The organism is Nesterenkonia sp. AN1, assembly GCF_000582475.1.
Classification (GTDB): domain Bacteria; phylum Actinomycetota; class Actinomycetes; order Actinomycetales; family Micrococcaceae; genus Nesterenkonia; species Nesterenkonia aurantiaca.
This window is the reverse complement of record NZ_JEMO01000017.1, coordinates 19,783-32,432: the sequence shown is the minus strand read 5'-3', so window position 1 is coordinate 32,432 and position 12,650 is coordinate 19,783. Positions and strand designations below refer to the sequence as shown.

General features: G+C 67.7%; 11 protein-coding genes. 7 read left to right on the top strand and 4 right to left on the bottom strand.

Translation table 11 applies throughout. The features are described from left to right. Window positions 1-227: 227 nt before the first annotated feature. Window positions 228-1,613, bottom strand: a complete 1,386-nt coding sequence (locus tag BG28_RS09695; RefSeq protein WP_200869322.1) for an amidohydrolase family protein — start codon at window positions 1,611-1,613, stop codon at window positions 228-230. Window positions 1,614-1,866: 253 nt separating this feature from the next. On the opposite strand from BG28_RS09695, the gene BG28_RS09690 reads away from it, so the two are divergent. Genes BG28_RS09690 through BG28_RS09675 form a run of 4 tightly spaced genes read left to right on the top strand, consistent with a single transcriptional unit; the run spans window position 1,867 to window position 5,375 of the window. Beyond that, window positions 1,867-3,138, top strand: coding sequence for a CaiB/BaiF CoA-transferase family protein (locus BG28_RS09690; protein ID WP_084479629.1), 1,272 nt, complete (start codon window positions 1,867-1,869; stop codon window positions 3,136-3,138). Then, complete coding sequence (locus BG28_RS09685; protein ID WP_084479628.1) at window positions 3,135-4,040, top strand: citryl-CoA lyase; 906 nt, start codon at window positions 3,135-3,137, stop codon at window positions 4,038-4,040. The genes BG28_RS09690 and BG28_RS09685 overlap by 4 nt, the downstream gene beginning before the upstream one ends. Further along, window positions 3,964-5,013, top strand: a complete 1,050-nt coding sequence (locus BG28_RS09680) for a hypothetical protein (RefSeq protein ID WP_084479627.1) — start codon at window positions 3,964-3,966, stop codon at window positions 5,011-5,013. The genes BG28_RS09685 and BG28_RS09680 overlap by 77 nt, the downstream gene beginning before the upstream one ends. Beyond that, entirely contained in the window at window positions 5,010-5,375 is a 366-nt protein-coding gene (locus BG28_RS09675; RefSeq protein WP_036476229.1) for a hypothetical protein, read from the top strand. Before BG28_RS09680 ends, BG28_RS09675 begins: the two co-directional genes overlap by 4 nt. Before the next feature lie 43 nt (window positions 5,376-5,418). Here BG28_RS09675 and BG28_RS09670 read toward each other — a convergent pair whose 3' ends face one another. Together BG28_RS09670 and BG28_RS09665 are read right to left on the bottom strand one after the other, a co-directional pair. Continuing rightward, on the bottom strand, window positions 5,419-6,270 hold the full coding sequence (locus BG28_RS09670; RefSeq protein ID WP_051501280.1) for an IclR family transcriptional regulator C-terminal domain-containing protein: 852 nt from the start codon (window positions 6,268-6,270) through the stop codon (window positions 5,419-5,421). Between the two features lie 10 nt (window positions 6,271-6,280). Further along, on the bottom strand, window positions 6,281-6,973 hold the full coding sequence (locus BG28_RS09665) for a GntR family transcriptional regulator (RefSeq protein WP_036476227.1): 693 nt from the start codon (window positions 6,971-6,973) through the stop codon (window positions 6,281-6,283). Window positions 6,974-7,088: 115 nt separating this feature from the next. Between BG28_RS09665 and BG28_RS14995 the strand changes: the two genes are divergently transcribed. The 3 genes from BG28_RS14995 to madM are packed head-to-tail and all read left to right on the top strand — an operon-like array spanning window position 7,089 to window position 11,226. Then, window positions 7,089-10,019, top strand: coding sequence for an AMP-binding protein (locus tag BG28_RS14995; RefSeq protein ID WP_084479626.1), 2,931 nt, complete (start codon window positions 7,089-7,091; stop codon window positions 10,017-10,019). A gap of 42 nt (window positions 10,020-10,061) precedes the next feature. Then, window positions 10,062-10,463 carry a malonate transporter subunit MadL gene (madL, locus tag BG28_RS09655; protein ID WP_084479625.1) on the top strand — a complete coding sequence of 134 codons (402 nt, stop codon included), beginning with the start codon at window positions 10,062-10,064 and terminating at the stop codon, window positions 10,461-10,463. Window position 10,464: 1 nt separating this feature from the next. Further along, the gene (gene madM / locus BG28_RS09650; protein ID WP_036476224.1) at window positions 10,465-11,226 is read left to right on the top strand and encodes a malonate transporter subunit MadM; all 762 of its coding nucleotides are present in this window, start codon (window positions 10,465-10,467) and stop codon (window positions 11,224-11,226) included. 93 nt (window positions 11,227-11,319) lie between these two features. Here madM and BG28_RS09645 read toward each other — a convergent pair whose 3' ends face one another. Beyond that, window positions 11,320-12,429, bottom strand: coding sequence for a MinD/ParA family protein (locus BG28_RS09645; RefSeq protein ID WP_235181065.1), 1,110 nt, complete (start codon window positions 12,427-12,429; stop codon window positions 11,320-11,322). Window positions 12,430-12,650 lie beyond the last annotated feature (221 nt).

The window sequence follows — 12,650 nt, the reverse complement described above, 5'->3', positions numbered from 1 at the left end:
GCCGCCGCGTTCCCCAGCCGCTGAACCCCGGGGCGCGCACTGGGGCTGCGCTCCCCTCGAGCGCAGCCCCAGCTTCCGTGCACGCAGATCGGTGCGAGAAATCACGTGCAGGCGTTCAGCCGCTCAGGCGTCGGGACCCCGCCCCTGCGCGGTATGGGTCTTCTCGGTGCGGTACTCGGTATAGGTGTACGGGTTGTCCAGGATCTTGGTCTCCGGGACGTCGGGGCTCATGCCGGCCTCCCACTCGGCCTGTCCCAGCTCCGAGGCGATGTGCTCCACCGTCGCCTCCACGGTGCGGCGCACCTTGCCAGATCCACATCAACAAGCTTGTGCTGATGCTTCACGATCCGGCCGTTGACCATCACGGTGTGCACATCCCCGCGCTGGGCCTGGAAGACCACGTGGCCGTGCGGGTTCAGGATCGGGAACATCGCCGGGGAGTCGTCGTTCTTGATCAGCACGATGTCGGCCTTCTTGCCGACCTCCAGGGAGCCGATGGACTTCTCCATCCCGAGCGCCTCAGCGCCGCCATGGGTGGCCCAGCCGACCACCTGGTCGGCGCGCAGGCCCAGGTTGGTGCAGGTCTCTCCGGTGGCGTGATGCTCGAAGTGCTCCCGCGCCCGGTCCGAGCTGAGCGTGGAGCGCATCGCTGCGAACGGATCTGCGCTCCACCAGACCGAGGTGTCCACCGAGAGTGAGACCGGGATTCCGTGCTTGCGCAGCTGCCAGGACGAGGGATAGCCCTGCCCGCAGCTGGACTCGGACTCCGCCGAGACCGAGGCCGAACCTCCGGTGGCGGCGATGCGCTGATAGGAGTCCTGGTTCAGCGTCGCGGCGTGGACGTAGACGGTCTTCTCGTTCATGAACCCATGCTCGTGCATGAGCCGGATGCCGTCGTCGTTGGTCGCGCCCCAGACCCCGGCGTGGGTGGTGGCGCCCACGCCCAGGTCTCGGGCGACCTCGAAGGCCTTCTGTTCCGGGAACTCCGGGTCACCGGTGACGTCGAAGGCCATCTGGAAGCCGAGCATGTCATCACCCAGTTGGCCGCCCGAGCGCGGGATCCGGCGGTCCACGAAGTCGCGGAACTCACGCGAGGCGGACCATTCCCAGGGCCCGGCGTGGATGTTGCCGTAGGCGAAGACGAAGCGGCCGGCGACCTCTTGGAGCGCGTCCACGGCCGCATCGGCGTGATCCACGGTGGAGAGGCCGTGGGACCAGTCCACTGAGGTGGTGACTCCGGAGTCGATGGCCTCCACCGCGGAGAGCAGGTTTCCGGCGTAGATGTCCTCGGGGCGGAACTTCTTGCCGTGTTCGAGGTAGTTCCAGACGAAGTACTGGGTTAGCGTCCAGTCGGCACCGTAGCCCCGCATGGCGGTCTGCCACATGTGCCGGTGCGTGTCGATGAAGCCGGGGGTGATCATTCCACCCTCGGCATCGATCACCTGGGCATGCTCGGGCGCCTCGAGATCCGGGCCGATGGCCGCGATGGTGTCACCCAGGACCAGGACGTCGCCCCTGGTCAAGACGCTGTGCTGCTTGTCCATGGTCAGCACGATCCCGTTCTTGAACAGGACGGGCGCGCCGGTGCCGTTGGATGCGGCTTCAGAACTCATATCAGCCTCCGTTGAAGATCTCTGTGATGGTGCTCACGATAGCTGTCGTTCGCACAGTGGACAAGGGTCCGTTTACCTCGCGAGGTCGATCTCAGGAATCCATTCCGGGGACCCTTGATCAGGTGAGCCTGGGGTTGACGGCCATGCGCAGGCGGTGTGAAACTGGTCACGGGATAAGCGGACGAGTGTCCGTATGACGACGCATCCGGGCGTGACAGGGCCTGTGTGGGACTCGCAGAAAGAGGACTCCGAGATGAACCAGCACCATCCAGATGAGACCAGCGCCGGGGGTGCGCGGCCCGGAGGCGATGCTGCCGCGCAGGCCCATCAGGCCCCGCACGGGGCACAGCCCGAGAAGCCAGGCGGGAGCCTGCCGCTGGAGGGCATCCTGATCGCGGACTTCTCCCGGGTGCTCGCCGGTCCCTACGCCACCATGCTGCTCGCGGACCTCGGCGCCGAGGTGATCAAGGTCGAGGGCACCGGCGGAGACGACACCCGGACCTGGGTCCCGCCCCGCCGTCCGGACGGGGTCTCCACCTACTACGCCTCGATCAACCGCAATAAGAAGTCGATCGTGTTGGACTTCAAGGACGCCGATGACCTCGCCGCCGCCCAGGCGCTGGCGCAGCGCGCCGACGTCGTGATCGAGAACTTCAAGCCCGGCGGCCTTGAGAAGTTCGGCCTGGACTACGACTCGGTGGCGAAGGCCAACCCCCACGTCATCTACTCCTCGATCACCGGCTTCGGCACCGAGGGCGAAGGGGCGAAGTACCCCGGCTATGACCTGATCGTCCAAGCGATGTCGGGGCTGATGAGCCTCACCGGTTCCCCGGACGGCCCGCCCTACCGCGCCGGGATCAGCGTGTTCGATGTGATGGCCGGGCTGCATTCGACCATCGGCATCCTCGCCGCGCTGCGCCAGCGCGACCGCACCGGCGACGGCGCCCACGTCGAGGCGTCCCTGATGGCCTCGGCCATGTCCGGGCTGGTGAACCAGACCCACGCCTATGTGGGCGGCGGCACCACCCCGATGCGGATGGGCAACGCCCACCCCTCGCTCTACCCCTATGAGGCCATGCCCACCGCCGACGATGACGTGATCATCGCCGCCGGCAACAACACCCAGTTCAGCAGGCTCTGCATGGTGCTGGGGATCCCCGAGATCGCCCAGGACGAGCGCTTCGCCGAGGTCGGAGACCGCACCGACCGCCGTGACGAGCTGCGCCCGATCCTGGAGGCAGAGCTGGCCAAGCACACCGCCCAGGAGCTCTTCGAGAAGCTCAACGACGTCGGGGTGCCCTGCGGGCCGATCAACACCATCAAGCAGGGGGTCGAGTACGCCGAGGCGCTGGGCCTGCGGCCGGTGGTGCAGGTCGGCACGGGAGACAGCGCCGTCCCCGGCGTCCGGCACCCGCTGAGCTTCAACACCATGAACCCGCGCTATGACCTGGCCCCGCCGGAGCTGGGGGAGCACACCGAGGAGATCAAGGCCTGGCTGAAGACCGAGGAGAGGACGCCACGATGAGCGCCGAAGAGCATCAGTATCAGACGCCGAGCTACCCCACCGCACTGGGAACCTCCACCACCGAGGAGATCAGCCTGATGGGCCAGTCCCTCTCAGAGGATCTGATGGGCAAGGTCGGGTTCGCCGAGCTGGCCTTCTGGATGACCGCCACCCGCCGGCCCACCCCCGGTGAGCTGCGGACCTTCGAGGCGGTGCTGGTCGCGCTGGCCGATCACGGCTTCACCCCCACCGCGATCGCCGCTCGGCTGACCTACCTCTCGGCCCCGGAGTCCATCCAGGGCGCCATCGCCGCCGGACTGCTGGGCGGCGGCTCCCGCTTCCTCGGGGTCACCGAGGACACCGGCAAGTTCCTGCACCAGGTGCTCGAGGCCGACGACGGCGAGCGCAGCACCGAGGCGGACTATGACGCCCTGGCGCGGGAGGCGATCACCCGGGCACGGGCCGCCGAGCAGATCGTTCCCGGCCTGGGCCACCCGGTGCACAAGCAGGGGGACCCGCGCACCCCGCGGCTGATCCAGATCGCCGAGGAGGGCGGGACCCGCGGGGAGCACCTGCGCCTGTTCGAGGCCATGGGCCGGGTCAGCGAAGAGGTGCTGGGCAAGAAGCTTCCGCTCAACGGCGCCGGGGTCTGCGGGGCAGCCCTGGCTGACCTCGGGCTTCCGGTGGACTTCCTGCGCGGCTTCGCACTGCTCGCCCGCACCGCCGGGCTGCTGGGGCAGATCGCGGAGGAGCGGCGGAATCCGATCGCCAACGACATCTATATGCATGTGGACCGGAACGCCAGGTTTGTCCCGCTGACCGGCGACGACACCCACGAGGACACCCATGAGGACGCCGAAGGGTCCGCTGAAGCTGATCACTCCGGTCATTCCGGTCATTTCGGTGAGTCGAAGGAGAACTGAGCATGGCAGAGCTGACCGCGGTGCTCGCGAGCACCCACCACCCGTTCTACTACAAGGCCACCACCTCCCCGGAAGATCAGCGACCGCCCTATGCCGCGGACTGGCAGCGCAAGGTCGAGGCTACCGCGAGACGCTCACCGCCGCGGAACCCGACATCTTGGTGATGGTCGGGGCGGATCACTTCCACCAGCTCTGGCTGGACAACTATCCGCAGTTCCTGATCGGCAAGCAGGAGAGATACGACGCGACCTTCTACAACGAGGAGCGCGAGTTCGGGATCCCGAAGTACACCCTCGCCGGAGACATCGAGCTCTCCCGCTATATGCACCAGGAGCTGCTGGGCAAGGACTTCGACTTCTCGGTCAGTCACGAGCTGAAGATCGATCACTCCATCATCTGCCCGATCATCACGGTCCGCCCCGAGGCGGACCTGCCGATCGTGCCGATCTACACGAACATCTTCGTGCCCCCGCTGCCCTCGCCGCGCCGGTTCTACCAGGTGGGGCGGGCCATCCGGGAGATCATCGACAGCTTCCCCAGCGACAAGAAGGTCGCCGCCATCGGCACCGGGCACCTCTCTCTGGAGCTCGGCGGACCCCGCCAGTTCGGCGAGCACGGGCCGGATCCGCTCTTCGACGCCGATGCGATCGAATGGCTCTCCACCGGCAACATCGACGCGATCCTGGCCAATGTCACCCACGAGTCGATGGCCGGGGCCGGCAACGCCACCCACGGATTCATGGACCTGCTGCTGATGATGGGCGTCGCCGGCCCCGGGGTCCACGCCGACTACGTCGATCACCTGGATCTGTTCCACACCCGGGAGATGTACATGACCTGGTACCCGAACAAGACCCAGGATCAGCTCGACGCGGCCGCCCGGGCTGCCGCGACCGCCCAGGCCAGCACCGGTCCGATCTACGCCACCGATCCGGCCTGGGAGAAGTTCCGCGTGAATCAGGAGCAGGCATGAGCAAGTACTACGTCAACAAGTTTCTCTTCACCATCGATCGGGACCCTGAATGGGTGGCCAGTTATCGCGAGGATCCCCGGGCCACCGTGGCCCGCTGGGAGAAGGAGATCGGGAGCTGGCTGAATCCGGTCGAGCAGACCAGCTGGCTGGAGTTCACGCAAGAGGAGCGCGAGGCGCTCTGCACCCACGACTACGTGTGGCTCTTCGAGCACGGCGCCCACTTCTTCCTGAACCTGACCCTTTTCATCGCGCTCTTCGACGAGGAGTACGCCGCCGCGAAGGGGCCGCTGGCGTTCCAGACGGAGATGGCGCAGAAGCTGGGCCACTGGACCGGGCGGGACTACCCCTCGGTGGCGATGTGAGCCGCCGGCGATGAGCTGTTCAGCCCCGAAGATCGGGTGCGGCTCACTCCTGCGGTGAGGCCAGCAGCGGGAGGCGCCCGAGGTTGGCGGCGTCGCGCTCGCGAGTGTGGCGGGGCAGCGACTGCCAGCGGGTCCAGTCCGCGGTGACCGCCGCGGCGGCCTCGCGCAGCGGGGGCAGGTGCTTGCTCAGCAGCGTCTCCACGCTGGTCTCGGCCGCGTGGACCGTGGTGTTCATCGAGGCCAGCACCCTTCCGCGGCCATCCCGAACCGGCACCGCGATGGAACGGATGCCGCGCGCCAGCTCCTCGTCGGCCAGAGCATAGCCCTGCCGCTGCACCCGGTCGAGCTCCTCGAGGAAGGACTTCTGGTCCCACTGCACCACCGGAACCACCGAGGAGCGTGACGGGTCGGAGAGCCGTTCCAGGATCTCCCGGCGCTCCATGTCGGCCAGCAGCACCTTGCCCTGGGAGGTCGGCGGCGCCGGGAAACGGGTGCCGATGTCCACCCGAAGGCCGATCAGCTTGGGCACCGCGACTCGGGCCACATAGACGATGTCGGGTCCGTCCAGCTGGGACATCGAGGCCGATTCATGCGTGTGGGTGACCAGCGATTCCAGGTGCGGCCTCGCCACATCCCAGAGCCCCAGCGAGCTCACATAGGCCATGCCCAGTTCCATCACGCGGGGGGTGAGTGAGAAGAGCCCGTCATCGGAGCGCACGTAGTCCAACTCTTGAAGCGTCATCAGGATTCGCCGCGCCGTCGGACGTGCCAGATCGGTGGCCTTGGCCACCTGGCTCAGGGTCAGGCCCGCGGGATATTCCGGGGTGAACGCCCTGATGACGGACAGCCCGCGGGAGATGGCTTCGATGAACTCGGGACTTCGCTCCGGTGACATCTGGTTCCTTTCAGTGGAGCTGGGTCTGGTGCTGGTCGGCACGGGCTTCGCGCAGTCGGGTCCAGGTCCGCACGAGCTGACTGAACTCCTTGACCTGCACCAGGACATGGTCCCGGGCGGTGTTCTCCGCGGTCTCGCCGTCACCGGTGCTGATCGCATTCACGATCGCGAGGTGCTCGGCCAGGGACCTGCGCATCCGGTCGGGGGCCCGGAGCTGGAGCCGTCGATAGGGCTGCAGCACGCGGCGCAGGTGGTGGGCCTGCTGGCGCAGGTACCCGTTGCCGCAGGAGTCGTAGATGATCCCGTGGAACCAGGCGTTGGCGTAGTAGTAGCCGTCCGCGTCGCCCAGGGCCTCGAACCGCTCACATTCCTTCAGCGCCCTGCCGAGTTCGGCCAGAGGCTCACGCTCGATGCGCCGTGAGGCCAGGCGCGCCGCCATGCCCTCAAGCTCGGCCATCAGCTCGAAGCGCTCGGCCAGCTCGGGCAGGCTCAGCTCGGTGACATAGGTGCCCTGTTTGGGGCGGATGCGCACCAGCCCGGAACGTTCCAGGGCCTGCAGCGCCTCGCGCACCGGGGTGCGCGAGCAGCCGAACTCCTGCTGCAGCTTGGCAGGGTCCAGCCGCTCGCCGGGGCCGTACTGCCCATCGACGATGGCGTTCTCCAGCGCATCGCGCACGCGCTGGGATTCCGGGACTCTGACCATGGCACCTCCTGTGACGAGCATATCGCCAGCAGCAAGGTGTGGCCTGGATCACGTTAATACCCTATAGTTCCTGTTATATACATCACAGCCACTGATATACACGTAGGGAGGAACCATGGCGACCACTCAAGGCTGGCTCCTGGCCGATCTGCTGCGCGGCCTCGGCGGGCACAAGTCCGAGTCCGGGGTCGGAACCGCGGCCCAGGCGCCGCTTGATCAGCTCACCGCAGCCTGCGCCGTGCTGATGGGGGACCTGGGGGAGGCGTCCATGCGGGCCGTGGCGGAGCGGGCTCTGGCCACGTACCGGGAGCTCGACGACGACGCCCGGACCGAGTTCTTCACGCACCTGCTTCAGGCCTACTCCGTGGAACCGGAGGCGCTGCGCCGCGCCTACGCGACGTGGGACTCCAGTGAGGCCCAGGCCGATCTGGCGGACCTCTTCGAGGCCAGCGAGCCTCGGCGCCAGGCACTGCTGCGCCGGCTCAACCATGCCCCGGACGGCACGCTGCACCTGGTCAACATGCGCGCTGATCTGCGCCGGATCCTGCGCGGCCGCGCCGATCTGGCGCCGCTGGACCGCGACTTCCGGCACCTGTTGAGCTCCTGGTTCAACCGCGGATTCCTGCGCATGGAACAGCTCGGCTGGGATGCGCCCCGGGAGATGAAGAACCACCTCCTGCGCTACGAGAAGGTCCACCCGATGCGGGACCTGAATGATCTCAAGCGCCGGCTCCGGCCGAAGGACCGGACCTGCTACGCGTTCTTCCACCCCGCCACCGGGGACCTCCCGCTGATCTTCGTCGAAGTGGCGCTGGTCAGGGGGATCCCCGGGGCCGTGGAGCCGCTGCTGAGCCCGACCGAGGCGCTCGCCCCGGCCAAGGCTGACACTGCGGTGCTGTATTCGATCAACAACTCCTTAGACGGCCTGGCCGGGATCTCCTTCGGCAGCCTGCTGATCAAGCAGGTCATCGACCAGGTCTCCACAGAGCTGCCGCATCTTGAACACTTCGTCACGCTCTCCCCGATCCCTGGGTTTCGGGGCTGGCTGCGCGAGCAGGCCCGCACCGCGAGCTCCCCGGAGCTCACCGCGCTGCACGTGGACCTCTCCGAGCTCCACGGGCCCGCAGACCTCGCGGGATCCGAAGACACAGGGCAGCCCGGGGCGCAGTTGCTGCAGGGCCGGCTCCGCGCCGCACTCGCCCGCTACATCGCTCTCGAACGCCGGTCGGACGGGCAGCCGCTGGACCCGGTGGCCCGCTTCCACCTGGGCAACGGTGCCACCGCCTGGCAGCTGCACTGGCCGGCCAGCAGCGCGGACTACATGTGGGACCAGTCCTACGGGGCGATGATCACCTACCGCTATGACCCGTCCCTGGTGGAGCGGCGCCACGAGAACTACGTCCGACACGGAACCATCGCTGTAGGGGACCAGGTCACGGGCCTGCTTCCAGACAGGACAGAAGACATCCTCAGCACCGAAGACATGCACAGCACAGCAGACATCCGCAGCGAGAAGGGAACCTCACCAGTGGACAACCACGTCGACGGCATCTACCAGGGCTTCATCCAGCAGGCACAGACGCACCCGGAGAAGCCGCTGTTCCACCTTTCCGACGGGCGCACCCTCACCTACGCGCAGGTGCTCCACACCTCGCGGCGGATCGCCGCGAAGCTGATCGGCGACGGCGTGCTCCCGGGTGACCGGGTGGCCGCCCAGGTGGAGAAGTCCCCGGAGGCCATCGCGCTCTACCTGGCGACCCTGCAGGTCGGTGGGGTCTACCTGCCGCTGAACACCGCCTACACCGGCGCCGAGATGGACTACTTCATGGCCGACGCCGCCCCGCGGGTGCTGGTCTGTGACCCGAGCAAGGCCGCGGAGCACGTGGCGCGCGGCAAGGACGGGATCGTCGTGGAGACCCTCGGTACGGCAGGGGAGGGCACGCTGCTCGCCGCCGAGCAGGAGCACACCGAGATCGCCGTGCTGCGCGCGTCAGATCCCGGCGCGATCCTCTACACCTCCGGGACCACCGGGCGCTCCAAGGGTGCCGTGCTGACCCAGGGCAACCTCGCGGCGAACTGCGCCTCGCTGATCCAGTCCTGGGAGTACACGTCCGAGGACGTGCTGATCCACGCGCTGCCGATCTTCCACATCCACGGACTGTTCGTGGCGGTCAACATGACCCTGGTCTCCGGCGCCTCGATGATCTGGCTGCCCAAGTTCGACCCCGACGCGGTGCTCGACGCGATGCCCGAAGCCACCGTGCTGATGGGCGTGCCCACCTTCTACACCCGGCTGCTGAGCACAGAGCGGCTCAGCGCCGAGGCCTGCACCGGGATCCGGCTCTTCGTCTCCGGCTCGGCCCCGCTGCTGGCCAGCGACCACGAGGCCTTCGAGGCACGCACCGGGCACGCCATCCTGGAGCGCTATGGGATGACCGAGACCGGGATGAACACCTCGAATCCCTACCGCGGCGGCCCGCGCCGGCCTGGCACCGTGGGGCATCCGCTGCCCGGCGTCGAGGTGCGGATCGTGGACCGGGAGACCCAGGCGACGCTGCCCCAGAACGAGGTCGGCATCATCGAGGTTCGCGGCGGCAACGTGTTCGCCGGGTACTGGAACATGCCGGAGAAGACCGCCGAGGAGTTCCGCGAGGACGGGTTCTTCGTCACCGGGGACCTCGGGGTGATCGATGAGCAGGGCTACCTGAGCATCGTGGGCCGTGACAAGGACCTGGTGATCTCTGGAGGCTTCAACATCTACCCCAAAGAGGTCGAGGGGCTCATCGATGACCACCCCGGGGTCACCGAGTCGGCAGTGATCGGGGTGCCGCACCCGGATCTGGGCGAAGGACTGGTCGCCGTGGTGGTCCCCGCAGGCGAGGGCGTCCCGGACGAGACCTCGATCCTGCAGGCGCTCGCCGGTGACCTGGCCCGTTTCAAGCAGCCCCGCGCCGTCCGCTTCGTCGATGCGCTGCCGCGCAACGTGATGGGCAAGGTGCAGAAGGCCGAGCTGCGCAAGCAGTACACAGAACTCTTCAGCAGCTGAATGCTCGCTCAAGACACCTCAACCGCAAGTCAGGAGTAGACGATGGTTCTCTATGGAGTCGCAGCGCTGGCGCTGTGCATGCTCGTGGGAATGCTGATCGGTGATGTCCTCGGGGTCGCCGGAGGCGTCGATGCCAATGTCGGCGGGGTCGGCTTCGCCATGATCCTGCTGGTCGTGGCCACCGACCGGCTGCGCAAGCGAGGCTTGTTCCCCAAGCCCACCGAACAGGGAGTGCTGTTCTGGTCCGCCCTGTACATCCCGATCGTGATCGCCATGGCGGCCACGCAGAACGTCGCCGAAGCGATCGGCGGCGGGCCGATGGCCGCGATCGCCGGTCTGGGTGCGCTCGCCGCGGGCGCCGCCCTGGTGCCGGTGATCTCACGCATCGGAGGACAGTCTGAACCGCTGCCCGCGATGACCGAGGCAGAGAAGGCGGAGGCCTGAGATGGACATCATTGCTGATGTGCTCGAACGCAACGGCCTGCTCTTCGCCTTCGTGGTGGTCGGGGCGCTGATGATGATCTCGGGCTGGCTCTCCAAGACGCTGACCCGAGGACGCCTGCAGGGCTCCGCCATCGCGATCATGCTCGGTCTGGTGCTGGCCTACTTCGGCGGCATCAACACCGGCGGCGAGGCCGGCATGGCCGATATCGCCATCTTCAGCGGCCTGGGCCTGATGGGCGGCGCGATGCTGCGCGACTTCGCCATCGTGGCCACCGCCTACGGCGTGGACCTCCAAGAGATCAAGAAGGCCGGCGCCGCCGGGGTGTTGGCACTGCTGGCCGGCATCGTGGTCTCCTTCGTCGTCGGGGCCGCCGTCGCAGCCGCCTTCGGCTACACCGACCCGGAATCGATGGCGACCATCGGCTCCGGTGCCGCGACCTACATCGTGGGACCGGTCACCGGCACCGCGGTGGGCGCCAGCTCCGAGGTGATCGCGCTCTCGGTGGCCGCCGGCCTGATCAAGGCGGTGGTGGTCATGGTGGGCACCCCGATGATCGCCCCATTCATCGGGCTGAACAACCCCAAGTCGGCCATGGCCTATGGCGGACTGATGGGCACCACCTCAGGGGTGGCCGGTGGACTCGCCGCCACGGACAAGCGCCTGGTCCCCTACGGGGCGATGACCGCGACCTTCTACACCGGACTCGGCTGCCTGCTGGGCCCCTCGATCTTCTACTTCGCACTGGTCGGGCTCTTCGGCTGATCCGCCGGAGCCTCGAAGAACACGACGCCGCCGGCCGTTCACCTCAGCAGAGGTGGGCGGCCGCAGGCCTCGGGCGCAGCGTGCACCGCTGACCTATCGGTACCCGTCCACCATGGCCGCCGCGATGGTCATATACGCCCGGCGGGTCTCCTCCTGGAGCATGTCCAGGTTGATCCGGTCCCCGTCGACCACAGCCCGGTCGAAGGGCACCACCACCAGCCTGCCGCAGGAGCCGCGCAGGCTCTCCTGGATGGCCTCCTTGTCCACCCGGTCCGAGACGCGCTCCTTATCGGTGATCACCACGATGGATTCCCGGGCCAGGCGCTCGTAGCCGTGGTTGGCCAGCCAGTTCAGCGTCTGGAGTGCACGTTGGGCACCGGAGACCGCGAAGCCGGCGGCGATCACGATGTTGTCTGCGGTGTGCAGGATCCCCTTCATGGCGTTGTGGGTGACCCCGGTGCCACAGTCGGTGACGATCACCGGGTAGTACTTGGCGAACTCCGCGTGGATCCGGCGCCACTCCTCGGCCGTCAGGCTGTCCGAGAGGGCCGGGTCCTGCTCTCCGGCGAGCACGTGCAGCCGTCCGGCCTGCTGCAGATAGCCCTGCAGCGCGGTCAACGAGTCGACCTGATCGAGCCTCTCGAGCAGATCGGTGATGCTCGGCGGCTGGTGCGCCTGGGTGGCCCGCTCGCCCAGGGCCCGCTCCACCAGGTCCCCGGAATCCGGGTTGGCGTCGATCGCGCAGGGAATGTCACCACGGTGCCGGGCCAGCGCCATGCCGATCCCCACCGTGGTGGAGGTCTTCCCGATGCCGCCCTTGAGCGAGAGCACCGCGGTGTTGTGGCTGCCCTGCAGTGGGCGGGCGATCCGTTCGATCAGCTCCTGCTCCTGGAGCTCCTTCTGGCTGGGGCCGATGTTGATCACCCCGCCGCTCGCCGTATAGAGGAATCGGCGCAGACCGCCCTGCGGCTTCTCCGGCGCCACCGAGATGAAGGGCCGGCCGGCTTCGGCGAGACGCCGGCGTTCGGCCCGGGTCGGGAGCTCCCTGGCCTCACCGTCCAGCGGTGCGGGGGAGATCCCCTGCGGCGGCAGCTCGGCGCCATCGCCGGCATCGCGGTCATCGGCCACGCCTGTAGGTTCTGCGCGCCCCGGCGTCGGGGCGACGGCGGCTGCGCGCTGGTGCTCGGCTGGACTCTGTGACATGGGGAACCCTCCCGCTCAATGGTGTGACACCTGAGGATTCCCGGTCCGCGCATCCTGCTGAAGCATGTTTCTGCACGTGGTGTGGAATCGGGCGGAGACAGAGTTCGAACAGCTGCACAAACGTAGTAGACCCTGTCCACACCTTACGGGAATCCCTGGTCTGCGAAAGGGGTACGACAAGGAGTTCCCGCCCGTTCAACAGGCGCTCAACATGGTCCTGC